The organism is Fervidicoccus sp. SLHALR4, from assembly GCF_058692745.1.
On record NZ_CP182483.1, the window covers coordinates 899,347 to 925,202 of the forward strand.

The window sequence follows — 25,856 nt, forward strand, 5'->3', positions numbered from 1 at the left end:
ATGTCTGAGCCGATAAAGAGGATTTCCGCTATAAAGCTCAGCGTTCTTTCTCCCGATGAAATTAGGAAGATGAGCAAGGTGCAGATAATCACCCCGGAGACATACGACGATGATGGCTTGCCAATACAAGGAGGTGTCATGGATCCGCGGTTGGGCGTCATAGAGCCCGGACAGAAATGTCCGGTGTGCGGAAATACGATGCAGAGCTGCCCGGGACACTTTGGACACATAGAGCTGGCAAAGCCAGTAATCCATGTAGGATACGTCAAGTACATATACGACCTTCTCAAGTCGACGTGCTGGAAATGCGGCAGGATCCTGCTGCAGGATCAGGAAGCGAGCGAATATCTCGATCTCAAGAGAAGGCTCGAAAAGCACCTTCCCTTCTTGCTGCCGGCTTTCTATGAGCATGTGAAGAGCAAAGCTTCAAAAGCGGCGATATGTCCTCACTGCGGTGCTCCCCAGCGTAAGATAAAGCTAGAGAGGCCCACAACGTTCTACGAGGAGGAAAAGGGAAGCTTCAGGAAGCTTGCTCCAGACGAAATAAGGAACAGGCTCTCCAGCATACCTGATGACGATGTCAGGTTGCTGGGCATCGATCCAGAAGTCTCCAGACCGGAGTGGTTCGTTTTAACCGTCCTCCCTGTTCCCCCAGTTCAGGTGAGACCGAGCATTATGCTGGAAACAGGAATAAGAGCCGAGGACGATCTGACGCATAAGCTGGTCGACATAATCAGGGCGAATCAGCGCCTGAAGGAGAGCATGGACGCAGCTGCTCCTCCCATTGTCATCGATGATCTCTGGGAGCTCCTTCAGTACCACGTTACCACATATTTCGACAATGAGGTTCCCGGTATACCTCCTGCAAAGCACAGAACAGGGAGATCTCTCAAGACCTTCGCGCAGAGGCTGAAGGGTAAGGAGGGCAGATTCAGGGGGTATCTCTCAGGAAAAAGAGTGGACTTCTCTTCCAGAACTGTTATTTCGCCAGACCCGAACATAAGCATAAATGAGGTTGGAGTTCCGGAAGAGGCCGCGAAAATCCTCACAATTCCTGTGAGGGTAACTCAGTGGAACATCGATGAGCTCAGGAACTATGTAATAAATGGTCCATACAAGTGGCCCGGTGCCAACTACATCATAAGGCCAGACGGGAAGAGGATAGACCTTAGGTACTTCAAAGACAGAAAGGCACTGGCCAGCTCGCTGGCTCCCGGTTATATTGTGGAGAGGCACCTGATCGATGGGGATATAGCGCTCTTCAACAGGCAGCCAAGCCTCCACAGGATGAGCATTATGGCGCACGTTGTCAAAGTGCTTCCTGGAAGGACGTTCAGGCTAAACCTGCTCGTCTGTCCCCCATACAACGCAGACTTCGATGGAGACGAGATGAATCTGCACATTCCGCAAACGGAGGAGGCAAGAGCTGAAGCGAGGGAGCTTATGCTTGTCCAGAAGCACATACTTTCACCCAGGTATGGCGGGCCCATAATAGGAGGGCTGCAGGACTACATAAGCGGAGGATATCTCCTCACAAGCAAAGCAACCGTGCTCACAAAGGAAGATGTCATTGACCTTCTGGGGGTTACCGGATATGCTGGAGAGCTTCCTGAGCCCGCTTTCTACAGCCCGAAGCCTCTGTGGACAGGGAAGCAGCTTGTCTCTCTCTTCCTCCCCAAGGACTTCACTCTCAGGATGAAGTCTTCGGTCAATGCCGGCAGACTGAAGTGCGAAGATGACGATTGCTTGAACGACTCATTCATAGTCATAAAGAAGGGGAAGTTCCTCACTGGAGTCATTGATAAGAAGAGTATAGGTTCACAGCAGCCAGAGAGCCTGTACCACTGGATAGTCAAGGAATACGGAGCTGATTTTGCCAGGGAGCTCGCCGATAAAATGTTCAAGATGTTCATAAGATACATAGAGAAATATGGCTTCACGATGAGCCTGGATGATGTCGACATTCCTCCAGAAGCGCAGAAGGAGATCAGGGAGATCCTGAAGAAGGCCGAAGAAGACGTTCAGAAGCTGATAGAGCAGGCAGAGAGGGGCGAGTTGGAACCTCTCCCTGGGAGAACGATTGAGGAGACGCTGGAGACCAAGATAATGGAGAGGCTGAGCAAGGCGAGGGATGATGCGGGAGAAGTAGCTGCAAACTACCTGGATATATTCAACAACGCATTCATAATGGCTAGGACAGGAGCCAGAGGCAACATCCTCAACTTGACACAGATGAGCGCTGCTCTGGGCCAGCAGTCGATCAGAGGAGAGAGGATAAACAGAGGATATAGAGAGAGGCCTCTGCCCCATTTCAAGAAGGGGGATCTTTCGCCATATGCGAGGGGCTTCGTCTACAACAGCTTCAGGTCAGGCCTGACCCCCATAGAGCTCTTCTACCACGCTGCAGGTGGGAGGGAGGGTCTGGTCGATACTGCTGTTAGAACCAGCCAGAGCGGATACATGCAGAGGAGGCTCATAAATGCTCTCCTTGATGTCAGGATCGAATATGATGGCTCAGCGAGGCTGCCAGACGGCACAGTCGTTCAGTTCGCATATGGAAACGACAGGGTGGATCCGGCAAAAAGCGACCACGGAAAAGCGGTCAATGTCGACAGGATCATCGAGAGAGTCATTGGATGGAGGGATTGAAAATGAGCGAAGAAATTCTCAAGGTTATCAGCGAGAAGGCAAATGGCATCCTCCCAGAAAGAATAATCAACGAGCTTATTGAGAAGCTTAAAGGAAAGAACGTTACAGAGGAAGAAGCAAAGAAGATTGTAGATCTTACGATAGAAACCTATCTGAATAGTCTAGTTGAGCCTGGCGAGCCCATTGGGACAGTTACAGCGCAGAGCATAGGCGAACCTGGAACTCAGATGACGCTCAGAACTTTCCACTATGCTGGAGTCAGGGAGCTGAACGTAACGCTGGGCCTTCCGAGGCTCATTGAAATTGTCGATGCCAGGAAGGTGCCCTCAACACCAATGATGGAGGTCTATTTGGATGAAGAGCACAGATACGATAGGGAGAAAGCAAAGGAAGTTGCCAGAAGAATCGAATTTACAAAGGTGGAGAATGTGGCGAGTCTCGTTGAAGCCGATCTTTTTTCAAACAGCATAATCGTTGAGCTCGATCCAGAAATGCTTGCCGACAAGGGTTTGAGCGTTGATGATGTCTACAATGCTCTCAAAAAGCTCAACATTGGAAGCGTTGAAATTTCGGGTGACTATAGGATCGAGATAAGCCTGAAAGAGACTGGAGATCTTTCTTACATATCGAAGAAGAGAGAAAGAGTGCTCAATGCGAAGCTGAAGGGCATAACGGGCATCAAAAGAGCGATCATACAGTCTAGGAAGGGTCCTGATGGAAGAGAAGAGTTCGTCATAATAACCGACGGGTCGAACCTTGCTCAGGTTCTTAAGGTTCCGGGAGTTGACCCTACTAGAACCAGAAGCAACAGTGTGTATGAGACTGAGGAAGTTCTGGGGATAGAAGCAGCCAGGAAGGTGATCATAAACGAGATTATCAACGTTCTGAGGGAGCAGGGTCTCGATGTAGATATAAGGCACGTTCTTTTGGTAGCGGACATAATGACGCAGACTGGAAAGGTCAGACAGATAGGAAGGCATGGCGTCTCGGGAGAGAAGATAAGCTTCCTCTCCAAGGCAGCCTTCGAGATGACGACGAAACATTTATTTGAGGCGTCTACACAGGGGAAGACCGATGAGCTTAAAGGCGTCACAGAAAATGTAATAGTTGGACAGATAATTCCTGTTGGCACCGGAATGGTTGAGCTGTATATTACTGCCCTTGGAAAGAATCCCACTAAAAATGAGAAGGTGGATGGATGATGGCAGGGTTCGAGACAGAAATAAAGAATGCCCTCAGAACAGGAAAGATAACATTGGGCTCGAAGGAGTCTCTCTGGAGTCTGATGCACGGAAAAGCTAGGATGGTGATTGTTGCCGCGAATGCCGATCCAGTTGTCAAGAAAGATGTGGAGCACTACGCCAAGCTTTCTAGTACACCAATATACAACTTTGATGGGACCTCGGTAGATTTGGGGGCTGTGCTTGGAAAGCCGTTCCCGATTCAGGTTATTGCTGTCATTGATCCTGGAGACTCGAAGATCTTGGAACTTGTTGAAGGATAGCGGTGAACAGCTTTATGCCGGAAATCCGACTGACACCTGAGGAGCTTCGATACATCGCGCTTTTCCAAGATGTGACTGGAGCAGTGGTCAAGGACTGCATCATAGATAATGAGAATAACATGATTGTTTTCATAGTGAGGAAAGGAGATGTCGGCGCTGCCATAGGTAAAGGCGGAAGTAACATAAAGAAGCTGAGGAAGATATTCGGGAAAGATATTGAAATAATCGAAGACGGCTCCACCATAGAAGAATTGGCAAAAAATGCCGTCGCCCCCGCCAGGGTCAGAAGCGTTAAAGTTATTGAGGGTCCAGGCAAGAAAGTCGCATATATCTCGGTTGAACCCAGCGACAAGGGGATAGCAATAGGGAAGAATGGGAAAAATGTAGCTAGAGCGAAGCTCGTTTTGAAGCGGTATTTCGATGTTACAAACGTCGTCATTGTCTGAAAGATTTTGAATTCAGAAATGGTTAAAAACCAATGAATCACAGTTAGAAAAGGAACACGATGAGGTGCTTGGTTTGCCAGGAAAGAAATCTCCGCTCGGTCTCTATGCTGCTCGTACATTGAGAAGAAAGAGGCTAAGGTTCAAGTGGAGCCAGAGCGAGTTCAAGAGGAGAATGCTTGACCTCAAGAGAAAAACAGATCCCTTGGAAGGCGCCCCCAGAGCAAGGGGAATAGTTCTCGAAAAGGTGGGTGTCGAGTCGAGACAGCCCAACTCGGCCGTGCGAAAGTGTGTCAGAGTTCAGTTGGTTAAGAACGGAAAAGTTGTAACTGCCTTCGTTCCTGGAGACGGTGGACTCAACTTCATAGATGAGCACGACGAAGTTATAATCGAGGGCATCGGAGGCCCCAAGGGCAAATCAATGGGAGACATCCCCGGAGTCAGGTACAAGGTAGTTATGGTGAATGGCGTCTCCTTAGATGCTCTGATGAAGGGTAAAAAGCAGAAGCCGGTCAGATGATCTCCGGAGCATTAAAATTTCTTCTAAGTATGACCTTTGATATTCTTAGAAAGCCGTTCAAAGTAATTTTAAGTGGATAAATGAAGAACAAGAGTTGTGAAAATAAAATTTTCTACCTTGAGTCAACAGTTAATCTATTCCCCTTTCTTCCTTATGACCTCATCGGTAACATATATGTCCTTGCCTGTCACGAGAGCGAGAAATATAGCGTGGCTCGGAACGAACCTTCTCTCAAAGGTTATATTTCCATTCCTGAAGACAACCTTCGCGCTGTACAGCATAGTCTTTTCGTCGAACTCATCTATCACCACTGAATCGATGTCCTCTTTGAGGAGGTTTATGATATCTTCATGGGTCCATATCAGATCGAAAATAGTAGCTCTTTCCCTGCTTCCCAGAGCTCTTACGGGTTCTCCTTCTGCTACATATTGGGCTATCTCAAGAGGCACATTGTACAGCTCGAGCTCATCGCCGTTTTCCAGGAATAAGACTATCGTTGGAATGAGGGGGTCTTCTGATGCTATATAGCTTTCAATGTATTTTGTCCTGTACAATACCTTTCCTTTCTTCTCTTTGAGCTCCCCCATTACCTAGCCCTCTTTCCTGACGAAAAAGTCCAAGATTAGTTCTAATTGAATTAGGGTTAAATAATATTCATGAAAAATTTTTCCGAAGAGTGATCACCTTGAGCTGAGCGCTATCCTTTCGATCTCCTCCTTCTTTGAGATAGCGTAGCTCTTTGGATCATTGTTGGCGACAGCAATTATTTCATCTGCCAGACACTCCTCTATGGGCTTCGGATTGTTGAAAGCGCAGTTCCTAGCCCCATCAGTTATGTGCCTGAGAGCCAAATCTACTCTCCTTTGGGGGGCGACATCGACTGCGACGTGATATATAATTCCTCCGTACATTATTCTCGTCGTTTCCTCCCTTGGGGCAGCGTTTTCTATAGCTCTGACAAGCACTGAAATAGGATTTTGCTTAGTTCTGAGGTAGATTATCTCAAAAGCATTTTTCACGATATTGTATGCCAGGTGCTTTTTGCCCATGTTCCTTCCGTGCTTCATAAGATTGTTCATCAGCCTCTCAACAATGGGAACTCTGGACTTTCCAAACCTGTCGTGTTCGTGCCTCCCACCAGTGTGGGGCAGAAAAACTGGCCTGAGAGAAATGTATTTCTTCAGGCTTGGATCTCTGACCTCAATGTTTTCGAACGACCACTTTCCAAACAGCTTTATCTCTTTCGAGTATATTCGCTGCTCCTCCAAGACAGCTTCACCAGGTTCATTCGGTATTTTCCAACTGCTTCAGGATAATGACTGCATTGAGGATTTTAAACATTTGTGAGCTTTCGAAAAGTGCCCTTGCATTTGAAGCAAATGAGACATAAAGGAAAGCTTTTTCCGAACGGCATGGGGAGATAAGGTTAGTACCGAAGCAAACAGATATAAATCTTAAAAAAGCTTATAATTCTCCTAAAACATTGACTAATTAGGTTGAATTTAAGAATCAGAGGATGATGTCGAATGAGCGAAAAACCGCATCTTAACTTGGTGGTAATAGGGCACGTCGATCACGGAAAGAGCACAACTGTAGGACACATACTCTACCGACTGGGATTTATCGATCCCAAGAAGATGGCTGAATTGGAAGCCGAAGCGGCGAAGAGAGGCAAAGAGTCCTTCAAATTCGCCTGGTTGCTCGACAACCTGAAGGAAGAGAGAGAAAGAGGAGTGACAATTGACCTGTCATTCATGAAGTTCGAAACGAAGAAGTACTACTTCACAATAATCGATGCCCCAGGACACAGAGACTTCGTCAAGAACATGATAACCGGAGCCAGCCAGGCCGATGCTGCTATCCTCGTCGTATCGGCCAGGAAGGGAGAATTCGAAGCCGGAATGAGCCCAGAAGGACAAACGAGAGAGCACCTTCTATTAGCAAAGACAATGGGAATCGATCAGATCATCGTAGCTATCAACAAGATGGACGCAACTGAACCACCATACAGCCAGGAAAGATATAAGCAAGTAGTGGACGTTTTGACCAAATTCATGAAAGGTCTAGGCTACGACACATCCAAGATACCCTTCATCCCAATATCTGGATGGTTGGGAGACAACCTGATAGAGAGAAGCCCCAACATGCCATGGTACAACGGACCGACTCTCGTGGAAGCTCTGGATCTGCTCCAAATTCCGCCAAAACCTGTTGACAAGCCTCTGAGAATTCCGATACAAGCAGTCTATGCTATCAGCGGGATTGGAACAGTTCCTGTCGGAAGAGTGGAGACTGGTGTGCTCAAGAAGGGAGATAGAGTAGTATTCATGCCTCCAGCTGTCGTTGGTGAAGTCAGGAGCATAGAGATGCACCACACGCAAATTGAAAAGGCTGAGCCGGGAGACAACATCGGTTTCAACGTCAGAGGAGTCAGCAAGACAGACATAAAGAGAGGAGATGTGGCAGGGCACCTGACCAATCCGCCGACAGTAGCAAAAGAGTTCACTGCGAGAGTATTCATATATCAGCATCCGAGTGCTATAACAAAGGGATATACGCCAGTCATTCACGCGCATACTGCCAGCATTTCAGCCAAGATAGTAGAGATCGTGAGCAAGCTTGATCCGAGAACAGGAAAAGAGGCGGAAAAGAACCCGCAGATGATCAAGACCGGAGATGCTGCAATAGTAAAGTTTGCCCCGATTAAGCAGATGGTGGTTGAAAAGTTCAGCGACTTCCCGCCACTTGGCAGATTTGCTATGAGAGATATGGGCAAGACAATAGGTATAGGTATAGTGATCGACGTAGTTCCCGAGCAGGTTCAGATAAAGGGATAAAGCATTTCTAAATTTTTTAACAACCAGCGTCAACGGGGAGAATTCGATGCCGACTATAGCTAGAATAAGGTTGTGGAGCAACAATGTGGAAAGCCTGGAGAAAGTGACCGAGCAGATCAAATCGATAGCTGAGAAAGGTGGAGTTAAGCTAAGGGGACCAGTTCCTCTTCCTACGAAGAGGCTCGTAATTCCAGTGCTCAGACTGCCTCACGGTGAGGGATCAAAGCACTATGAGCATTGGGAGATGAGAATACACAAGAGGCTAATAGATATTGCGAGCGACGAAAGAATAATGAGGCAGATAATGCGAGTTAGAGTTCCCGAAGATGTTTATATAGAGATTGAGCTTATATAAGGATAGCTTATTATGTTTTTGAGAGCTGGAAAAGCATCGATTTTTCAGTACTTCGACAGAATAGCTAAAACCTCTTCGAGCTTCGATTCATCGCTGAGGAAGCACGTTTTGGAATTTTCGCAGCACAAGTAGGGAATGCTCGTGTACAAACCAATTTCTCCGACTACAAGGAGAGGCAGATCATCCATCCCAATTTCTTTCCTAAAGCTTCGCATGACTTCATTCATATCGTAATTTCCATTGCTCCAGTTCATATGCATGAGATTGTAGTGGAAGGGGAAAATCAAAGGGATCGGCTTTACGCCTAAATTTTTTATTCTTTCAACTATGGAGAAAAATCTGGAGATTCCCATATCGGAAGTTCTTCCCACAATAATGGTTATTTCTCTCTCCAAAACCTTCATCCTCTTTTTTAATGTTCAGAAAAAGCACAATTTAAATTATAAAGCTACCTAACGATCGAAATTCCTTATAACAAAAATATATATGTAATAATTATATTTTTAGATTCGAATTTAGAGTTGGCGATTCAAAGTGATAACTACATATGAAGAAGAAGTCCAACTGAGGATTTTAACAGGGAGAGAAGTTGGAAAACTTCTGGAGAGAACGGGAGGAAATAAACTAGCTTTGGTCACCTCGAACAATGTAATATGCAATGCCCTATCGTCTGCCGTCGCAGCTTATTTCACAAGAGACGGCAAGCTTGCGTACAACTATATAGTTGAAGCGGGCAAAAATGAATCGGAAATTGCTGAAAGGATAAAGCAGTTCGGACCAGACATCATAGCTTTGATGTACGGTGGAGGAATGTCGGCAGAGGAACTAAAGTTATCTATGAAGAATTTGCTGAAGCAGTTAGCCAGCAAGAAGGTAAAAGGAAAGGTCATATTCCACGTGAGAGCGTATTTAGCGGGAGGAGTCGCGCATTCCATTGAAGACGGCGAAGTCAAAAGATATCTAGAAGAAAACGAATCATACGTCTACACGGCAGATTTAGATAACGGTATCATGATACTGAACAAACTGTCATTTGCGAACGGTTCCATCGAGCTGATCCCTCTACTGCACAGCTCATTGTCATTTGAGCATACGGTGCTGCTGAACAAAAGCTTGGCTGGAAGAACCCTTAAGTTCGAAAAATGATTTTTCAGAAGTGGTGCCGCCGGGGGGACTTGAACCCCCGACAGCCCGGTCTTCAGCTTCGCCGGACACCGGTATTCAACCGGTATCCTCGGGCGCTCTCCCAGCTGAGCTACGGCGGCTCAAAAAATCTTAAAGAAATCCTGAATAATAAATGTTTTTGGATTCTTCGCTTCTATTGTATAGTTGCGTTTGCTCTAATGCGAGCTCATTTCTGAGAGTCATCATAACCCATAATTCTTCCTCCAGCTTTTTCCTAACTGCGAACAGGAATATAGCCCTTCGCTTTTCATCTGGATGATAAACCTGATTTCTTCTCTGCTCTTCAAAGCAATAGCATTTGAGATTTTTTGCTAAGTTGAAAAACAGCTACGCAAGGCGCCGGGGGCGGGATTTGAACCCGCGCTCCCCGCAAGGGGAACTGGCTCTCCAGGCCAGCCCCTTAGTCCGCTCGGGCACCCCGGCAGATTTCCTGCTTCTTTTTGTTGTCTCCCCATAAAAAATTCTTTGATTTCGTTCTTCACTCGGTGGAATGAGGTATTTTAATCCTGCTCTTGAAGAAGCTTTCAGCTTCTTCTGGAAACAGGCAATACGTTATGACGTCCTCCTTTGTATAGCTGTTCAATAAAGATTTTACTCTCTCCTCGCACTCTTTCATGCTCTTCTTCTTGAGCTCAGCCTCCTCTTCTTCAGCTTCGACCCTTTTTATCAAGGCCGGGTCTATCTCTCCCGGAGGCTTGCCGTATTTCCCTTTTATGTAAGCAACCAACTCTCTAACTAACATGCTGTATCTTTCGCCAGAGATTACGTTAAGCACTGCCTGAGCCCCCACCATCTGGGACATTGGTGTTACAAGCGGCGGCCAGCCGAGTTCTTTCCTTATCTTTGGTACTTCTTCAAGCACTTCATCGAGCCTATCGAGCTCCCCCATCTCTTTCAATTGGTATATGAGGTTGGAGATCATCCCTCCTGGTATCTGATGTATGATTGCTCTCGGGTCAGGCACTTGGAGGCGAGGGTTGAATTCTCTGGAGTACTTATTCGTCAGCATGTCGGAAATCATTGTTGAAACTTCATTGATTACGGAGAGGTTGATTTCAGCCCTCTCTTCTCTCGGTAAAGCATAGTACACGCTCTGAATGGCCGGCTGTGCTGAACCATAGGCCAGTGGGTAAACGCTTGTATCGATGAAGTCTGCCCCCGCCTTCACTGATACATAGTAATTCACCGTTGACAGCCCAATTGAATCGTGAGTATGCACTCCAATCGGAATTCTTATTTCCTTCCTGATTCTGCTGACAAGCTCTTCAGTAGTCAATGGATCCAGCAGGCCAGCCATGTCCTTTATAGTGAGCACATCAACTTCCAATGATGCAATTTCTTCAGCTAGCTTCAAGTAATAATCGATCGTGTGAATTGGGCTTATTGAGTAAGTCATAGCTCCTTGGACGATTCCCCCTGCCTTCTTCGCTTCCTTTATAGGCAATTTGAGATTATCTATGTCATTGAGAGCATCAAAGACCCTGAATATATCGATGCCGTTTTTGTGTGCGTGGTGAATGAATTCTTTGATGACATCTTCTGGATAAGGTTCATAGCCGACTAAGGAAACCCCTCTCACCAGCATTTGCTTCTTGGCCCTGCTGACAACTTCGCTTATTCCCTTCAGCCTGAGCCAGGGGTCTTCTTTCATAAATCGGAGGTCAGCATCGAAAGTGGCTCCCCCCCAAACTTCCAGACTGTAAAAACCAGCTTTATCCAATTTTTCTGCTAGCCTGATCGCATCGTCTTTTCTGAGTCTTGTGGCCATCAGTGACTGGTGGGCATCCCTCAGGGTGGTATCTATTATTTTGACCAATTTGGATGCACCTTATTACTGCGTAAAGATTATTAGTGAATTAAGAGGTTAAAATCTGCATTATCAAAAATAGATAATACGGTGAAGAATTTTGGGCGAGGAAAAAGAAGAGCCTTATCTTCCATTCGTAGACTTGAACTTTACTCCCGATACCGATTCGAACGTGATCGTTATATTCAAAGTAAAACCTTCGGAAGGCTTCACTATAGAGGAAGTTGCCGGAGGCATTGCTGCGGAAAGCAGCGTCGGGACCTGGACAACCCTGTATACCTGGTATGATGAAGGGAGAATTAACAAGCTGAAGGGGAGAGCTTTCCAAATTAAAGATATTGGGAACAACTCCTACATGGTTAAGGTAGCCTATCCAATTGAGTTGTTTGAAGAAGGCAATATGCCCGCATTTCTGGCATCTGTGGCTGGAAACATCTTTGGAATGGCCAGAGTAAAGGCGCTGAGAATCGAAGACATTTACTTGCCTGAAAAGTTTATTTCGTGGTTCAAGGGGCCCAGCAAAGGCATTGAAGGTGTGAGGGAAGTTCTCGGGGTAAAAGATAGGCCTATTGTTGGCACTGTTCCCAAGCCAAAGGTTGGGTATTCCCCGGAGGAGGTCGGCAAGCTCGCATATGAGCTTCTCACTGGAGGATTGGATTTCGTTAAAGACGATGAGAACTTGGCCAGCCCGAACTTCTGCACTTTCCAGAAAAGGGCCGAAGAAATAATGAGGGCTATCGATAGGGCAGAAAGGGAAACCGGAGAGAGAAAGACGTGGCTGGCGAATATAACATCAGATGTGAGGGAGATGGAAAAAAGGCTGAAGCTCATCGCAGACATTGGAAACCCCCACATCATGGTTGATGTTGTGATAGCAGGCTGGTCATCGCTGACATATATAAGGGATCTGGCTGAAGAGTACGGCTTAGCAATCCACGCTCACAGGGCAATGCATGCTACTATTACAAGAAACCAGGACCACGGCATATCCATGTACACCCTTGCAAAGCTGTACAGGATCATCGGCGTAGATCAGCTTCACATAGGTACGCCGGGAGTGGGCAAGATGGATGCGAAAGCGCTAGATGTGATAAGGATGGCCAGGCTCTTGAGGAGCAGCAAGTACATTCCAGACAGCGATGAGGGAAATCACATGGAACAGAGCTTCGGCAGCATGAAGACAGTGTTTCCGGTCTCCTCAGGAGGACTGCACCCAGGGGTGCTGCCAGAAGTAGTGAAGAGGCTTGGCAGCGATGTCATACTTCAGATAGGAGGCGGAACAGTAGGGCACCCAGACGGCCCGGCAGCAGGAGCTAGGGCGGTGAGGCAAGCGATAGACGCAGCTATGAAGGGCATTCCCATCGAAGAATATGCTGAAGGTAATAAGGAGCTCAAAAGAGCGCTGGAAAAGTGGGGAACAGGAGCTCACATTTAAATATTTCTTGATGAGCAAGAGCTCTCTGCATTTCAAAATAATTTTTGCGGTGGTTTTTCAGGATGTTCGCTCTCATACTAGCTGGGGGATTTGGAAAAAGACTGAAACCCTATACAGATAAAATTCCAAAGCCGATGATCAAAGTCGGAGGAAAACCCATAATAGAATGGCAGATCGAATGGTTGAAGAGATACGGGATCACAAGGTTCATATTTCTGACAGGATATTTGAGTGAGGCAATAGAGGATTACTTTGGTGATGGAAGCAATTGGGGGGTAAAAATAGAATACTCTAAAGAGGAAGAACCGCTGGGAACAGCGGGAGCCGTGAAGAAAGCAGAAAGGTTGATTGACGAGGACGAGTTCTTTTTGCTGAATGGCGACGTTCTGACGAATCTTAACCCAGTGCTGTTGCGAGGAGAGCTGAAGGAAGAGGTCGACGGAGTATTAGCCTTAGTCCCTCTCAAAAGCCCCTATGGGATTGTAGATCTGGACAGCAGCAATTTTATATTAAGGTTCAGGGAGAAGCCCATCATTGAAGACTACTGGATCAATGCCGGTATTCTCCTCTTTAATAGAGATGCCTTGAGATATTTCCCTGAAAGGGGAAACTATGAAACAGAAGTTCTGCCCAGATTAGCTGAAGAAAGAAAGCTGAAGGGGTTCAAGTACAGCAATGTTTACTGGAAAAGCATAGACAGCTATAAAGACCTTGAAGAAGCCAACGAAGCTTTTTCCAAAGGAGAGATCTCGATCGGGAGTTTAACTCATACGCGTGATTGATAAAATTTTTTCATGCCTTCAGGTCAGGATCGGGCAAAGAAGCCTTAATACCTGCTGGCTTGATTTGTTGCAATTAACGTATCAGCATTTGTTGCAATTAACGTATCAGCACAGAAAACTGGGAAAAAAGTTTTATTGTGCTAAATAATTAAAAATGCCTCAAAGTGAGAAAACATGAGAAGAGATCTGTTCAAAGATATCTATGAGGAAGCTGGAGAGGGAAGAAGATACAAAGCATATGCTCTGGGAAAGTGGATTCTCGGCCCTTCCGAGCAGAAAGTGCTTTCTCCAATAGACAACACCATCATCGGAACAATTCCCAGGCTCACATATAAAGACATAGAGCCCTACATAGGAGAACTTTATGAGAAAGGGAAATGGAAGATAAGGAACACTCCGGGCTATAAAAGAATAGAGTATCTCGAGAAAATGGCTGAGCTAATCGAAGAATACCAAGAAGATTTCATAGAAGCCTTAATCATCGGTGCTGGCAAGACAAGGGAGCAGGCTGCTGGAGAGGTAAAGGCGAGCGTAAACAGGCTGAAAAAGGCTGAGCTTGACCTTCGAAAGATCTATGGAGACTACATTCCTGGAGATTGGGATCAGACAACCCTCGAAACGGAGAGCCTCGTGAGAAAGGAGCCGTACGGTATAGTGCTGGCCATCTCTCCGTTCAACTATCCCTTTTTCGATACGGTTGCTAAATTCACCTACAGCGCTGTTGCTGGGAATGCTGTGATCATAAAACCCCCCAGCCAGGTTCCCATCCCATCTATAATGTTCGCGCGAATCGCTGAAGAATCAGGTTTTCCGAGGGAGTCCCTTATGGTTGTTACAGTCCCAGGAAGCGAAATGGACAGCGTTGTTTCGGACCCGAGAATAGGAGTGATCAGCCTGACAGGCAGCAGTGAAACTGGGAAAAGAGTTCTGAAAGCAGGAGGGATCAAACAGTATATCATGGAGCTTGGAGGAGGAGATCCAGCCATTGTCCTCGATGACGCAGACATCGAAGAAGCATCTAAGCTAATAGCTCAGGGGATCTACAGCTATGCTGGTCAGAGATGCGATGCCATTAAAATGATCATTGCTCACTCATCCGTTGAGGATGAACTGAAGCGCAAGATTGTGGAAAAATTGGAGAAGGTGAAAGTTGGAGACCCCCGAGATCCAAGCACAATGATGGGGCCATTGATATCTAGAGAAGCTGTAGAAGATATGATGAATGGAATAAGGGATGCTCTGGACAAGGGGGGAAAGATACTGTTCGGAGGTAGAAGCCTGGGCGGAAACTATGTTGAGCCGACATTGATCGAAATTGAAGACAAAAGCAAGCTCAATGAAATTCTACTCTATAGAGAAGAGATATTCGCTCCAGTTGCCATTATATTTGACTTCAGCAATGAGGATGAAGCAATAAAGCTGGCAAACGGCAGAAGATTTGGGCTTGATGCTTCTATTTTTGCGAAGGATATAAACAGAATCAGGAAAATCATAAGATATCTTGAATATGGAGCAATCTACATAAACGACATACCAAGGCACGGTATAGGATACTATCCATATGGCGGGAGGAAGGAAAGCGGTATAGGGAGAGAGAGCATAGCTTACAGCATCGAAGAAGTTATGGCTATAAAAACGATTATATATAACTACAAGGGAAAGAAAGTTTTCGACTACCTCATTTAGATTTTTTCTTAGCTGTTTTTTTCTTTGTTTCTTTTGCTTCAGCCTTCTTCTCTTTTTCCTTTTTGCGTGACTTCTTATAGAGGCTCTGGAGCTCTTCCGGAGGGATCTTGCCTTCATATGCTTCTTCCAGCTTTTCGATGATTTCAGTCATAAGCTTCATGTCTTCCGGTGTAACTCCGAGCACTTCTTCGCTTTCTTCCTCTTCTTGTTGAGACTCTTCGGCTATTTCTTGCTCGGATTCTTCAACTTCTTCTTCGCTCAACTTCATCACTCGCTGAATTTTTTGAATTTTTAGATATGTTATTATCTGGTTAAAAATTTGTTCTCTTTTGCTCTTGTATTGAATATGATTCTGAACTTATAAACAGAGAGAAGTTTTTATATTTTTGTTTGAAATAAATAATATAAAATACAATTATAATTTTTTATAATAGAAATACTACAATATCTTAAAACTTATTGTTAACTAATATCACAATACCTATAGATAACTCTGAGGTGGAACATTGCCGGTAAAACTTGTGAAGGTGACACCAAAAGTCGAAAGGTACCCAGAATACGAAGAGCTGGATTGGGTAGTAGGCCACGGCATAGGAGTGGATCACACAGCCGATATGACGACTTTTCACCAAACGCTGGCGCAAGCTGGCTCGCTGAAGGGGATAGAAGCGTATTACTACATGAGATACGACGATAGCCCTGAGAGGAACTACATACCAATGATGTTCTACACTGTTTTCGGCAAGCCAAAAGTTCCGGTGCTTCTTCACGAAGAGCCTGAGCCTGTAGGTGAACTGTTCAACGTCATAGCTGTTTTCAGTTCAAGTCTATTGATCCAGAAGACTTCCCAAAGAGCTTTGCTCTTCGACGGAGCAAAGAAGGATGCGGTACTACTCGTGAACACTTCTATAACGCCGGATGATGTCGTGAGGCTCGTGAAGAAATACAGCCTCGCGCAGGACTGGTTCGGAAAGGTCGTTACCATAAGCGCAGCCAAAATAGATTCTGCAATAGCTTGGCCTATGTTAGGTGCTTTGGCGAGGGCTTGGGACAGAATAGACTTGGATTCGCTACAGGCAGCTGCTGATTTGCTGGGCAAGGAGAAGAAAAAGGACTCGATAAGGAAAGGGTACGAAGCAGCTACAGTCAAAGAGGTTCACGTCCTGGCGGAAGAGACTGAAATGTTCAAGAAGATTAAGAAAGAAATTGAGCTGCCGGAGTTCACAGGAGAATTCTGGACCCCAGAGGTATTCTATGCATATCAGAAGGCTGCCGCAGAAGCTCAGACATATCCATCTAGATATGCTGCTATGCCTAGATGGGAAGTCCTCGCCCCAGGCCTGATAGAGTTCGGACCTCAGCCGGGCAAGAGGAATATTGGCTTTACAACTCCATGGAGATGGCAGAGGCCGATAATCGACATGAACAAGTGTACTGACTGCAAATTATGTCACATCTACTGTCCTGAAGGAACTATTGATTTCTCGCCAATTCAAATAGATTATGAATACTGCAAAGGGTGCGGTATATGCGCAGCTGTTTGCCCCGTAGGGGCAATAAAGATGGTCTCCGAGCTCGAATACCTCGAGGGCCTCAGAGACGAAGAGGTCCTCAGGAGGTTCGAGCAGAGAGAATATGGATTCTGAGGTGATATGAATGTCCGCAACAAAACCCATGCCCCCAATTACACTTGAAAAACCAAAGGCAAAAGTATGGAACGGAGCGAGGGCTATAGCTGAAGCTGTAAAGATAGCAGATGTTGATGTGATAGCGGCATATCCCATCAGGCCGTATACAGGTATAATGAACGCTATAGCGTCCATGCTCGCAAATGGCGAGTTCACCGCAGACATCATTGTAGCAGACTCTGAGCACAGTCAGTTCGAGATCGTCAAGCATGCATCTGCCGTGGGAGCAAGAACATTCGTTGGAAGTAGCGGTGTTGGGCTGGCGTTTGCTGCCGAAGCTATAATCGTGACATCTCTGAGCCAGCTCCCGGTCGTGGGAGCAATTGGAACGAGAGCTCTCGACGATCCAGGCAACTTCGGCATGGAGTGGTCAGATGCTATGATGTTCAGAGACTCTGGCTGGCTGATATCCTGGGCTAAGACGGTCCAGGAGGCTCACGACATGACGCTGGTAGCGTACAGAGTTGCGGAGGACAGGAGAGTGCTCCTTCCACACTTCATAGCTCTGGACGGTGCAGCCTTAACTCATGTTGCGACCCCGGTCATACCTACTACGAAGGAGCAGGCAACAGAATTCCTGCCGCCTTACAGGCCTCCCTACAAGATTGACCCGGCTGATGGACCAATAACCAAGGCACAGCACATAGCCCCCTCCCTGATCGGTCCTGAGCAGAGAAAGGTAATCGATGTGGCGCAGAAGAGGGCTAAAGAAGTAATAGTTGAGGCTTGGAAGGACTTCGCGAAGTACACAGGAAGAGAGTACCCGCCATTTATTGAAGCAACAGGGATGGAAGATGCGGATTATGCGCTGATAAGCATGGGAGCTTATACGAAGGACATCGAGCTCGTTGCAGATAGGTTGAGGAAGAAGGGACACAAAATTGGAACAGTCAGGTTGAGATATGTGAGGCCTTTCCCTGCCGAAGAACTTCTGAAGGTGATGGATGGCGTTAAGGCTGCTGGCGTGATAGAGTTCGGCTTTTCTTTTGGATCTCCTTTCGGGACAGGATCTCTGTATCATGAAGTAGCAACCTCTCTATATGAAGGCGGAACAAAGCCTGAGCTGCTGAACTTCCTATTCCTTGGAGGGAGAGAGCCTAAAGTCGAGCACTTCATGAAAGCGGCCGAGATCGTTATGGAATCGGCTCACAGGAAACCTCAGAAGAAAGCGTATTGGTTGACCTTGAGAGGTGAAGACTTATGAGTAGCCAGGTAGCATTTAAGAGCGTAAAGGAGATTCCTCCCATAGATTACTATACAGCTGGTAGGAGGACATGCGCAGGGTGCGGACCTGCAATAGGATACAGACTGATATCTAAGGCTGCAGGTCCGAACACGGTCTTCATTGGACCAACAGGCTGCATGTACGTTGCCAACGCCCACCAATTCCTCACTTCGCCTTATTCAGTGCCATGGCACCACACACAGCTAGGAGGAGGAGGAGCCGCTGCCATAGGTGTTGCTTCAGCGCTGAGAACTTTGATGCTAAAAGGAAAAAGGAAGCTGGAAGACGTAAACGTCATAGTCATGGGCGGAGACGGAGCAATGGCCGATATCGGCTTCTCGGGGCTCTCTATGGGGCTTTCCTATGACTATCAGAGGCTACTCTACATAATCTATGACAACGAAGGGTACATGAACACTGGAGTGCAGGCATCAAGCACTACTCCATGGGGGGCAACAACAACATTCACACCCGCTGGAAAAGTGAAGCCAATAGGTAATACAAGGCTCAAGAAGAACGTTGCTCTGGTAGCCGCTGCTCATCCAAAGGTCAAGTATGTCGCAACTGCTACACTGTGGCCTCCGCTGGACCTGATGAACAAGGTCCACAGGGCCTTGAATTCCGGAGGTCCATCGCTGATACATGTTCTGCTGCCATGTCCGAAAGGTTGGTTCAGTTCCCCTGCTGATACGGTGGATCTCTCAAGGCTTGCCGTTGAAACTGGAATGTGGGTGCTGTGGGAGCAGATTGAGGGCCACTTCAAGCTGAACTACAGGCCAAAGCCGAGGAAGCACGTGAGAGAGTATCTAACTCCCCAGGGAAGATTCAGCCATCTGAAAGAAGAGGACATGGAAAAGCTGGACAAAATGGTAGAAGAAGAGTGGGCATTCTGGGAGGAATCAGCGAAGCTGGGTAGATTGATTGTCCCATATTAATCTTTTTTCCATATTTATAATAAAAAATTTTTTATATGAGTCTGAAAAAGGAATCTAGTAATAAAATTATAATATAGTGGTCCGTTTGGATGTAACGAAAACGAGGCAAAGATGGGTAATTCTTATAGGAGCCACAATAGTGATGATGTTTATAAGCATCTACCAGTACTCGTGGAGCCTGTTTGCCAGCGGACTCAACTCAGAGATGAAGTGGGCCATGACGACAATTCAGCTGGCTTACACGCTGTATACATATGCAGCGACATTCGTTCAGCCCTTCTCCGGCTACTTCGCAGATAAGTTTGGACCGAGAAATATCGCTATACTTGCCGGCTTTCTTGTAGCTGCTGAGTTCATTCTGACCTCAACAATTACTTCACCCACTCAGCTCTACATCTACTACACCATAGGCTCTATCGGAGTAGGAATTCTCTATGGAATTTCAGCAGCAACAGCGGTGAAGTGGTTCCCAGACAGGAGAGGCTTGGCGACTGGACTGGTTACCTTCGGCTTCGGAGCAGGAACAGCTATCTTCAACCTTCCATTCCAGTCGTGGATTTCCACCTATGGAGTGAAGACGGCAATTCCTCTATGTAGGGATTCTCATGCTGATATTCATAGTGCCCTTCACGTTCTTCTATAAGTATCCAGAGTTCGTGGCACAGCAGCAGAAAGCTGGAGAGAAGAAGGAAGAGAAGAAAGAGGAGAAGAAAGAAGATACTGTTAACTGGAAATGGTATGAAATGCTCAGGACTCCTCAGTGGTGGGTCATATACATCTCGTTCACCATTGTAGCAGCAATTGCCCTGCTCTTCGGTGCTAATGTGAAGCCGATGGCGAAGGAGAACAAGATACCAGCTGCAGTGCTGGACATTGTACTCGTAGGCTACCCGCTGGCGAACGGATTCAGCAGGATTCTTGGAGGATGGATCTCTGATGTGATAAAGAACAGACAGATGACGGGGATGATCTTCTACGGTTTGGCTGGGCTCTTCATGATAGCTCTCGGCCTGACTGGCAAGAGCCCAACATGGTTCGCGGCATTCGTAATTCTCTCAATGCTGTTTGCTGGATACGTCTTCGCCTTCAATCCTGCTGTGATAGGAGACTTCTACGGACCAAGATATTCGACGACTAACTACGGAATAACGTACACTGCTAAGTCATGGGGAGGCCTGATATCCGGCTACATAACGGCTTGGTTGCTGGTGACGTTTGGCAGCTATACATATTCGATAATGGGACTTGGAATAGGGGCGCTGATAGCTGCTGTGCTTGTAAGCCCGTGGATTCTCAAGAAGCCGAAGAAGAAAACGGCTCCAACTCCCCCAGCTCCCCAAACTTCTGGAGCACCCTCACAGAAATAAAAATATAGATTTTTTAAATTTTTTTAACAAAAACTTCCTCGTTCGCTTAAAGATTCTTCATCATTTCAAGGGATACATCTACGAACCTCCTCTCTCTATCTTGACTGTCAAATTCAATCTTGATTGAATTTTTTAGCTTGGAGACGTCGAGCATCCACATCCCCTCTGAGAATCCTGGCCTCCTTCCATTCAACCACTCTCTTAAATGATCTCGGATTTCGAGCTGCCTCAAACAAATTAATCCCTATTTTGAAATATAATTACACTGTGAAGCAAAACGGGAGACAATTCCGGCTGTTAAGAGGAAAATGCCTAGAGCTTTAAAAAGAGTGCCCAATAGTTTGTGGCATAGAGGAAAAACAGAACAAGAGGTCATTTATAACTTGCTTGAAAAGGAGGAAGCTTTTAAATCGCTGCATCCGAGGCTGAGAGAAGTCATCCGAAAGTATGGTTATGTTTCTCCTACTCCGATCCAGCGCAAGGCAATTGCTCTGATTCTGGGAGGAAAGAACACCATAATTTCAGCTCCTACTGGCAGCGGAAAAACAGAAGCAGCCCTTTTCCCTGTTTTTTCGAAGATGCTTGAAAATGCCAACTGGAAGGGAAGGCCGCTTCTTGTCTACGTTACACCGACTAGAGCTTTAAACAGAGATATATTTATCAGAATGCGCGAGATTTCAAATGAAATCAGCCTCAGAAGCTTAGTGAGGCACGGAGATTCTTCAAGGAAAGAGCGGAGGGAGTTCAACGAAGGCGAATTCCACTGGTTCATAACAACTCCCGAGAGCTTCTCCATGCTCCTTACGCATCCAGCAAGCAGAGAAGCTCTCTCCGACATCCGATGGGTAGTCGTGGATGAAGTGCATGAGCTGATCGAAAGCGAGAGAGGATCGATGCTTTCTCTATCGCTTGAGAGATTGAGGAGGAGGACGGGGGGATTTCAGTTTATAGCGATATCGGCAACGATTCCGAGGGCAGATCTCGTAAAGAAGCTCTTTTCGTGCCATGACTGCTACTTGGTCAAGGATGATGGAAAGAAGAGCATAAGGATAGAAACCCATTCTCTGAGCGCATGCGAAAGCTGTTCATCTGATGCCGATAGGATGAGGGAGATCATCGCACATATGAGAAGTCTTGTCGATGGCTCGAAAAATTCCTTAATCTTCACCAATACTAGAGACACAGCGGAATTCTTGGCATACAAGTTTCGGGAGGCCGGATACAGCGATATTGAGGTGCACCATGGAAGCCTTTCCGTCGATACTCGAAAGAGAGTCGAAGAGAGGCTTAAGCAGGGCTCCCTGAAAGCAGTTATTGCTACATCTAGTCTTGAGCTGGGAATAGATATTGGTTCCGTCGATTTAGTAATTCAGTACAACTCCCCTAGGCAGTCTCTGAGAATGATACAAAGGGTTGGAAGAAGCGGCCACGGAATGGGCAGAGAATCCAGAGGAATAATCTTTTCCCCGCATGACATCATCGATATGCTGGAGTCTGTTGTCATTGCGAGAAGGACGATGGCAGGAGAATTTGAAGATCTGAGCATGCCTGCGGAGCCTCTCGATGTACTGCTCCATCAAATTTTGGGCATGGTCCTCAGCGGAGAGGCTAAGCGAACGGGAGAAATTGCTCGCATTGTTAGAAAATCATATCCGTTCAGAGATACTAGCGATGAGGCGGTTGAAGCTCTAGTTCAGTTTGCCTCGAATATAGGTCTGCTGAAAGTTACAGAGAGTGGGGAAATAGTACCGGGGAGGAGGGCAAGAGGATATTACTATTCCACCACAATGATCCCCGATACGAAAAAGATCGATGTGTACATGGTATCAGGAGAAAAAGTGGGCTCTCTCGATGCCGATTTCGTTTTTTCTAAGCTTGAAGAGGAAAGCACGTTCATTTTGAGCGGTAGGGAATGGAGAGTCGTCAGCATCGAGGATGACAGAATAATCGTTGAGGAAGTTGAAGAGCACAGAGGTCTCCCACCTTCTTGGATGGGGGATCTGATACCTGTCTCGAGATCAGTAGCTAGAGAGACCGTTGCTCTGCTCAGGAGGATATGCCTTGGGGAGAGCTTTGAGAGGATCAGGAAAGAATATACCTCTATTACGAAGAGCGTGTATGAGAACGTCAAGAAGGTCTGCGAAGAGCACACCAAGGAGTTCACCATCCCTCATCAAGATCACCTGCTCATTGAAAAGGGCAATTCAATGATTGTAATCCACATTCCGCTCGGGACCAAGGGGAACTTCACCTTATCAATGCTCATGAATAAGTACATTGCGTCGAGAATGGGAATGAGGATTAGAATCGTCAGCGATCCTTACAAAATATTCATCGAGTCTTCATCTGAGATTAATGAGAAACACGTAGAAGAAGCTTTGATGGGGCTTTCACTGTTGAGCAGGTATGAGCTCGAAGATATGCTCAAAGATTCTCTCAAAAATTCGTCGATCTTCAGCTACAAGATTTTGCAAGTGGCTAGAAAGATGGGAGCACTCAGCGAAGACTTCAGCCTAAAGGACTCCAAAAAGATACTGCGGTACTACAAGGACACTCCAGCTGGAGAGGAAGCGCTTAGGGAATTAATATTCGAAAAAACGGATATTGAAGCCGTGGAGTCTCTCTTATCCAGAATTAGAGATGGATCTGCGAAGATCTACAGGCAAACGAAGAATGGTTTGAGCCCGATCACGCTGCACAGCATGAGGGGGGAGCTACCAATATCATATACATATGAAGGGATTCCCAAAGAAATCGGGATCAAAATCCTCGAGAGGAGAGTTTTGGAAAAAGAAGTGATTCTCAAATGCTTGAGCTGCGGCTTCGAGAAAAAGACCAAGGTGAAGGATGTTCCCGAAACTGTCAAGTGCGAAAGATGCGGCTCGAGAGCTGTTGCGCCCCTACCACCTGGGAACCAGGTTTTTCTTAATGCGGTGAGAGCTGGGGTTCTAGGGAAGAAGCTTGTTGGAAAAGATAAGGAGTATTTTGAAGATGCTGTCCGGAGAGCGAACCTCGTTGTTTCTCATGGAAAGCATGCAGTTTTTGCCCTCACTCCGTATGGTGTTGGCCCGAGAGGAGCCGCGAGAGCTCTTTCCAAGCTAAAGCTTGGTTGGGAAGAATTCTTGAGGGCTCTCTACGAGGAAGAAAGAAACTTTATGAAGAACCGGAAGTACTGGGACTGAACATTACATTAATAAAATTTGAGCTTTTTCATTTGCTTTGGGTATTTTCCGTAATATTTATATCTTGAATATCGAAATACAACCTCGAGGAGCCGATGAGCTGATGAGCTTTTGGCGAGGGACGAGGCCACGCATCTGCAGTTCGCCGATGGGAGTGCCGAATAAGAGCGTAGGTGCTCCCGCAGGTGGGCTGTGGAGAAGAGCAAGGTGGGATGAACCCGTACCCAGATAACCCGGAGTGCCTGAAGTAACTAGAGAAACCTTGGTAATGGGCACGGGCAACCGCTGAATATCGCAGCCTTCACCTTTTCATCCGGCCTTTTCGTATTTCTCTTTCTTCTTCTCATATTCCTCTCTGCTGGATATCACTCTTGCCGGCACTCCAGCGACTACGACGCCCGGTGGAACGTCTTTAGTGATGACGGCCCCAGAGGCTACGATGGATCCTTTCCCAATCCTTACTCCAGCTATGATAGTAGCATTCGCTCCTATGGCAACATCATCTTCCACGGTAACTCCTACCCATCTGGAGCTCACAGGATATTTATCATTGGTGAATACTACTCTTGGTCCAAGGAAGACGTTTTTCCCGATCACTGTGAGTGGGGGAATGTAGACGCCGGTTTCTATCCTTGCCCTCTCTCCTATTTTCACCCTTCCATCGATCACGGTGTCTGTTCCAATTATGCTCCCATCGCCTATCTCTGTATCTTCTCTGACGAGAATTCTGTGGCCGGTTTCAACCATGTTGCCTATCTTCACCCTTTCATAGATGACCGAGAGGCTTCTTATCAAACATGATTCTCCGATTATGCTCCCATCTGAGTCTATCTCTTCTGTAAGACCAGACTGATAGTCTTTGATCCTCTTCCTAACAGGATACCCAATGATGACATCTGAATCTATGAACGTCCTGCTTCCAATTCTGCTGTTTCCAAGTATCATAGAACCCTCTCTCACGGTTACCCTTTCTCCAAGGACCGCCCTAGGCGATACGTATTTCCCGTTTTTCAACATTGACAGCACCACATCAGAATGAGATAAGTTGTGTTAATATGGATATTGTTTGGGAAAACATCCGACCGAGAAGACGGTGGGGGCATCGCATAAATTTTAATCTTCATCGAATCCAGCACTCGGCAAACAGCTCATTGCCCCCAAAAATATAAAATCACCTACAAATTAAAAACGTGACGGTGAAGTGGAAATGGGAGGAAGACAGCGAACCACTTTATTTATGGGAGTTTCAAGCACAACTGAAAGGGTTCAGAAAACAGAACCAAAGGGAGAAGAAAAGGGAAAGAAAGGAAGCAAGAAATCTAGCTCGAAAGCCCAGTGAGCAGTCTGCAGAATGGTGGTGAACTTTTCATAGACATAGAGATTATGTTGCCCTACTGCACGCTAGAAAATGAGCCAGATCTTCTCAGAGAGACGATTAAAGCTAGTATCATAGCCAGATATTCTTCGATATTCAGAGTTTCCAAGATACTGCTGTACAATGGAAGAAGGACGAACGAGTGCTCAGACCTTCGAAAGAGGCTCGTCCTCTTCCTATCCTTTTTCAGGAGTCCTCCCTATTTGAGGAAGAAGATATTTGGCAGGAGAAAAGAGCTGAAGTATGCTGGTCTAGGCTATCCCCTCCAGATCCCCTCTCACGTAGTGAAGGCCAAGCCTAAAGAAGGAGAAATAAGAGAAGGACTGATACTCAGAGTTGGAGAGGGGAAAGCCCTAGTATATGCTGGGCTGAGTAAGCCGGTTTGGGTTGAATTGAAGGGGCGCGATGTTAAGGAAAAAGAACTTCAGTTCTTCAAAGTACTATCTGTATCACCATTGAAGCTTGAGATGATAGAGAGCCCGGGAAGCTGGATGGGCTATGCTGTAGAGGATGTCGGGTTCATTCAGTCATATCTGAAGAAAATAAAGGGAAAAAGGATGGTTATTGGGACATCGAGGAGAGGAGAACCGTTCTGGGAAAATCTGAGAGATGTGAAAGAGATGGGAGAGAAAGCTGGATGGAACATGACAGTCGTTTTTGGGGAGCCCTACAGAGGGCTATATGAAATCGCGCAGGAGCTGTCCTTGAATTTAAATGAATACTTCGATGGAATATACAATTTTGTTAAAGACCAGGGTACAAAAACCATAAGGACGGAGGAAGCTATACCAATAGTTTTGTCTGAACTGCTTTTGCTGTCGTTGATCGATGAGGGAGCCACCGTACGCTGAGCTGATGTTTTTCCGCAATGCAGCGCCTCG

24 protein-coding genes, 2 tRNA genes and 1 pseudogene are annotated in these 25,856 nt (G+C 46.4%); 18 read left to right on the forward strand and 9 right to left on the reverse strand.

Features of this window, described 5'->3' with window-relative positions; translation table 11 throughout:
• The 5 genes from rpoA1 to ACLGLO_RS04810 all read left to right on the forward strand — a co-directional run bounded on the left by rpoA1 (nt 1) and on the right by ACLGLO_RS04810 (nt 5,116).
• Nucleotides 1-2,649 (forward strand): DNA-directed RNA polymerase subunit A', encoded by a 2,649-nt coding sequence (gene rpoA1 / locus ACLGLO_RS04790; RefSeq protein ID WP_492127783.1) that lies wholly within the window; start codon nt 1-3, stop codon nt 2,647-2,649.
• Nucleotides 2,650-2,651: 2 nt separating this feature from the next.
• A complete protein-coding gene (rpoA2, locus tag ACLGLO_RS04795) occupies nt 2,652-3,851 on the forward strand; it encodes a DNA-directed RNA polymerase subunit A'' (protein WP_492127784.1) in 1,200 nt (399 codons plus the stop codon).
• Nucleotides 3,851-4,153: a 50S ribosomal protein L30e gene (locus ACLGLO_RS04800; RefSeq protein WP_492127785.1), complete on the forward strand. Its 303-nt coding sequence runs from the start codon at nt 3,851-3,853 to the stop codon at nt 4,151-4,153. Before rpoA2 ends, ACLGLO_RS04800 begins: the two co-directional genes overlap by 1 nt.
• 14 nt (nt 4,154-4,167) lie before the next feature.
• Nucleotides 4,168-4,599 (forward strand): NusA-like transcription termination signal-binding factor, encoded by a 432-nt coding sequence (locus ACLGLO_RS04805; protein WP_492127786.1) that lies wholly within the window; start codon nt 4,168-4,170, stop codon nt 4,597-4,599.
• A 73-nt stretch (nt 4,600-4,672) separates the two neighbouring features.
• Nucleotides 4,673-5,116, forward strand: a complete 444-nt coding sequence (locus tag ACLGLO_RS04810; RefSeq protein ID WP_492127787.1) for a 30S ribosomal protein S12 — start codon at nt 4,673-4,675, stop codon at nt 5,114-5,116.
• A gap of 134 nt (nt 5,117-5,250) precedes the next feature.
• Here ACLGLO_RS04810 and ACLGLO_RS04815 read toward each other — a convergent pair whose 3' ends face one another.
• Both ACLGLO_RS04815 and ACLGLO_RS04820 read right to left on the reverse strand, forming a co-directional pair.
• Entirely contained in the window at nt 5,251-5,703 is a 453-nt protein-coding gene (locus ACLGLO_RS04815; RefSeq protein ID WP_492127788.1) for a bifunctional nuclease family protein, read from the reverse strand.
• A 93-nt stretch (nt 5,704-5,796) separates the two neighbouring features.
• Entirely contained in the window at nt 5,797-6,369 is a 573-nt protein-coding gene (locus tag ACLGLO_RS04820) for a 30S ribosomal protein S7 (RefSeq protein ID WP_492129143.1), read from the reverse strand.
• 273 nt (nt 6,370-6,642) lie between these two features.
• Here ACLGLO_RS04820 and tuf point away from each other — a divergent pair, with 273 nt between their 5' ends.
• Together tuf and rpsJ are read left to right on the forward strand one after the other, a co-directional pair.
• On the forward strand, nt 6,643-7,953 hold the full coding sequence (gene tuf, locus ACLGLO_RS04825) for a translation elongation factor EF-1 subunit alpha (RefSeq protein WP_492127789.1): 1,311 nt from the start codon (nt 6,643-6,645) through the stop codon (nt 7,951-7,953).
• A gap of 46 nt (nt 7,954-7,999) precedes the next feature.
• The gene (gene rpsJ, locus ACLGLO_RS04830) at nt 8,000-8,308 is read left to right on the forward strand and encodes a 30S ribosomal protein S10 (RefSeq protein WP_492127790.1); all 309 of its coding nucleotides are present in this window, start codon (nt 8,000-8,002) and stop codon (nt 8,306-8,308) included.
• A gap of 44 nt (nt 8,309-8,352) precedes the next feature.
• Here rpsJ and ACLGLO_RS04835 read toward each other — a convergent pair whose 3' ends face one another.
• Nucleotides 8,353-8,703, reverse strand: coding sequence for a hypothetical protein (locus ACLGLO_RS04835; protein WP_492127791.1), 351 nt, complete (start codon nt 8,701-8,703; stop codon nt 8,353-8,355).
• A gap of 139 nt (nt 8,704-8,842) precedes the next feature.
• On the opposite strand from ACLGLO_RS04835, the gene ACLGLO_RS04840 reads away from it, so the two are divergent.
• Nucleotides 8,843-9,454: a type 1 periplasmic-binding domain-containing protein gene (locus tag ACLGLO_RS04840; RefSeq protein WP_492127792.1), complete on the forward strand. Its 612-nt coding sequence runs from the start codon at nt 8,843-8,845 to the stop codon at nt 9,452-9,454.
• A gap of 11 nt (nt 9,455-9,465) precedes the next feature.
• On the opposite strand, the gene ACLGLO_RS04845 is transcribed toward ACLGLO_RS04840, so the two are convergent.
• The 3 genes from ACLGLO_RS04845 to ACLGLO_RS04855 form a co-directional block, all read right to left on the reverse strand.
• Nucleotides 9,466-9,573 (reverse strand) — tRNA-Phe (locus ACLGLO_RS04845).
• A gap of 257 nt (nt 9,574-9,830) precedes the next feature.
• Nucleotides 9,831-9,916: transfer RNA gene (locus ACLGLO_RS04850), tRNA-Ser, on the reverse strand.
• Between the two features lie 55 nt (nt 9,917-9,971).
• On the reverse strand, nt 9,972-11,309 hold the full coding sequence (locus ACLGLO_RS04855) for a pyruvate carboxylase subunit B (RefSeq protein ID WP_492127793.1): 1,338 nt from the start codon (nt 11,307-11,309) through the stop codon (nt 9,972-9,974).
• A 91-nt stretch (nt 11,310-11,400) separates the two neighbouring features.
• On the opposite strand from ACLGLO_RS04855, the gene rbcL reads away from it, so the two are divergent.
• The 3 genes from rbcL to gapN all read left to right on the forward strand — a co-directional run bounded on the left by rbcL (nt 11,401) and on the right by gapN (nt 15,203).
• Nucleotides 11,401-12,735 (forward strand): type III ribulose-bisphosphate carboxylase, encoded by a 1,335-nt coding sequence (rbcL, locus tag ACLGLO_RS04860; RefSeq protein ID WP_492127794.1) that lies wholly within the window; start codon nt 11,401-11,403, stop codon nt 12,733-12,735.
• A gap of 62 nt (nt 12,736-12,797) precedes the next feature.
• Nucleotides 12,798-13,517 carry a nucleotidyltransferase family protein gene (locus ACLGLO_RS04865; protein ID WP_492127795.1) on the forward strand — a complete coding sequence of 240 codons (720 nt, stop codon included), beginning with the start codon at nt 12,798-12,800 and terminating at the stop codon, nt 13,515-13,517.
• Nucleotides 13,518-13,691: 174 nt separating this feature from the next.
• Nucleotides 13,692-15,203, forward strand: coding sequence for an NADP-dependent glyceraldehyde-3-phosphate dehydrogenase (gapN, locus tag ACLGLO_RS04870; RefSeq protein ID WP_492127796.1), 1,512 nt, complete (start codon nt 13,692-13,694; stop codon nt 15,201-15,203).
• Here gapN and ACLGLO_RS04875 read toward each other — a convergent pair.
• Nucleotides 15,196-15,465: a hypothetical protein gene (locus ACLGLO_RS04875; RefSeq protein WP_492127797.1), complete on the reverse strand. Its 270-nt coding sequence runs from the start codon at nt 15,463-15,465 to the stop codon at nt 15,196-15,198. The genes gapN and ACLGLO_RS04875 overlap by 8 nt on opposite strands.
• Before the next feature lie 1,048 nt (nt 15,466-16,513).
• Between ACLGLO_RS04875 and ACLGLO_RS04880 the strand changes: the two are divergent.
• The 5 genes and pseudogenes from ACLGLO_RS04880 to ACLGLO_RS04900 all read left to right on the forward strand — a co-directional run.
• A pseudogene (locus ACLGLO_RS04880) lies at nt 16,514-16,783 on the forward strand (4Fe-4S binding protein); the annotation flags it as partial.
• Nucleotides 16,784-16,859: 76 nt separating this feature from the next.
• Nucleotides 16,860-18,095 carry a pyruvate ferredoxin oxidoreductase gene (locus tag ACLGLO_RS04885; protein WP_492127798.1) on the forward strand — a complete coding sequence of 412 codons (1,236 nt, stop codon included), beginning with the start codon at nt 16,860-16,862 and terminating at the stop codon, nt 18,093-18,095.
• A complete protein-coding gene (locus tag ACLGLO_RS04890) occupies nt 18,092-19,051 on the forward strand; it encodes a thiamine pyrophosphate-dependent enzyme (RefSeq protein WP_492127799.1) in 960 nt (319 codons plus the stop codon). Before ACLGLO_RS04885 ends, ACLGLO_RS04890 begins: the two co-directional genes overlap by 4 nt.
• A gap of 85 nt (nt 19,052-19,136) precedes the next feature.
• Nucleotides 19,137-19,694 carry an MFS transporter gene (locus tag ACLGLO_RS04895; protein WP_492127800.1) on the forward strand — a complete coding sequence of 186 codons (558 nt, stop codon included), beginning with the start codon at nt 19,137-19,139 and terminating at the stop codon, nt 19,692-19,694.
• A complete protein-coding gene (locus ACLGLO_RS04900) occupies nt 19,657-20,418 on the forward strand; it encodes an MFS transporter (RefSeq protein WP_492127801.1) in 762 nt (253 codons plus the stop codon). Before ACLGLO_RS04895 ends, ACLGLO_RS04900 begins: the two co-directional genes overlap by 38 nt.
• 46 nt (nt 20,419-20,464) lie before the next feature.
• Here ACLGLO_RS04900 and ACLGLO_RS04905 read toward each other — a convergent pair whose 3' ends face one another.
• Nucleotides 20,465-20,611: a hypothetical protein gene (locus ACLGLO_RS04905; protein ID WP_492127802.1), complete on the reverse strand. Its 147-nt coding sequence runs from the start codon at nt 20,609-20,611 to the stop codon at nt 20,465-20,467.
• Nucleotides 20,612-20,801: 190 nt separating this feature from the next.
• Between ACLGLO_RS04905 and ACLGLO_RS04910 the strand changes: the two genes are divergently transcribed.
• On the forward strand, nt 20,802-23,600 hold the full coding sequence (locus ACLGLO_RS04910; RefSeq protein WP_492127803.1) for a DEAD/DEAH box helicase: 2,799 nt from the start codon (nt 20,802-20,804) through the stop codon (nt 23,598-23,600).
• Nucleotides 23,601-23,909: 309 nt separating this feature from the next.
• Here ACLGLO_RS04910 and ACLGLO_RS04915 read toward each other — a convergent pair whose 3' ends face one another.
• The gene (locus tag ACLGLO_RS04915) at nt 23,910-24,617 is read right to left on the reverse strand and encodes an N-acetyltransferase (protein WP_492127804.1); all 708 of its coding nucleotides are present in this window, start codon (nt 24,615-24,617) and stop codon (nt 23,910-23,912) included.
• Between the two features lie 318 nt (nt 24,618-24,935).
• On the opposite strand from ACLGLO_RS04915, the gene ACLGLO_RS04920 reads away from it, so the two are divergent.
• Nucleotides 24,936-25,826, forward strand: coding sequence for a putative RNA uridine N3 methyltransferase (locus ACLGLO_RS04920; protein WP_492127805.1), 891 nt, complete (start codon nt 24,936-24,938; stop codon nt 25,824-25,826).
• Nucleotides 25,827-25,856 lie beyond the last annotated feature (30 nt).

Bases quoted from the DNA above. Each gene is read 5' to 3' on its own strand.
- rpoA1 (WP_492127783.1), top strand. From the start codon at position 1: ATGTCTGAGCCGATAAAGAGGATTTCCGCTATAAAGCTCAGCGTTCTT.
- rpoA2 (WP_492127784.1), top strand. From the start codon at position 2,652: ATGAGCGAAGAAATTCTCAAGGTTATCAGCGAGAAGGCAAATGGCATC.
- ACLGLO_RS04800 (WP_492127785.1), top strand. From the start codon at position 3,851: ATGGCAGGGTTCGAGACAGAAATAAAGAATGCCCTCAGAACAGGAAAG.
- ACLGLO_RS04805 (WP_492127786.1), top strand. From the start codon at position 4,168: ATGCCGGAAATCCGACTGACACCTGAGGAGCTTCGATACATCGCGCTT.
- ACLGLO_RS04815 (WP_492127788.1), bottom strand. From the start codon at position 5,703: ATGGGGGAGCTCAAAGAGAAGAAAGGAAAGGTATTGTACAGGACAAAA.
- tuf (WP_492127789.1), top strand. From the start codon at position 6,643: ATGAGCGAAAAACCGCATCTTAACTTGGTGGTAATAGGGCACGTCGAT.
- rpsJ (WP_492127790.1), top strand. From the start codon at position 8,000: ATGCCGACTATAGCTAGAATAAGGTTGTGGAGCAACAATGTGGAAAGC.
- ACLGLO_RS04865 (WP_492127795.1), top strand. From the start codon at position 12,798: ATGTTCGCTCTCATACTAGCTGGGGGATTTGGAAAAAGACTGAAACCC.
- gapN (WP_492127796.1), top strand. From the start codon at position 13,692: ATGAGAAGAGATCTGTTCAAAGATATCTATGAGGAAGCTGGAGAGGGA.
- ACLGLO_RS04885 (WP_492127798.1), top strand. From the start codon at position 16,860: ATGTCCGCAACAAAACCCATGCCCCCAATTACACTTGAAAAACCAAAG.
- ACLGLO_RS04890 (WP_492127799.1), top strand. From the start codon at position 18,092: ATGAGTAGCCAGGTAGCATTTAAGAGCGTAAAGGAGATTCCTCCCATA.
- ACLGLO_RS04900 (WP_492127801.1), top strand. From the start codon at position 19,657: ATGCTGATATTCATAGTGCCCTTCACGTTCTTCTATAAGTATCCAGAG.
- ACLGLO_RS04915 (WP_492127804.1), bottom strand. From the start codon at position 24,617: ATGTTGAAAAACGGGAAATACGTATCGCCTAGGGCGGTCCTTGGAGAA.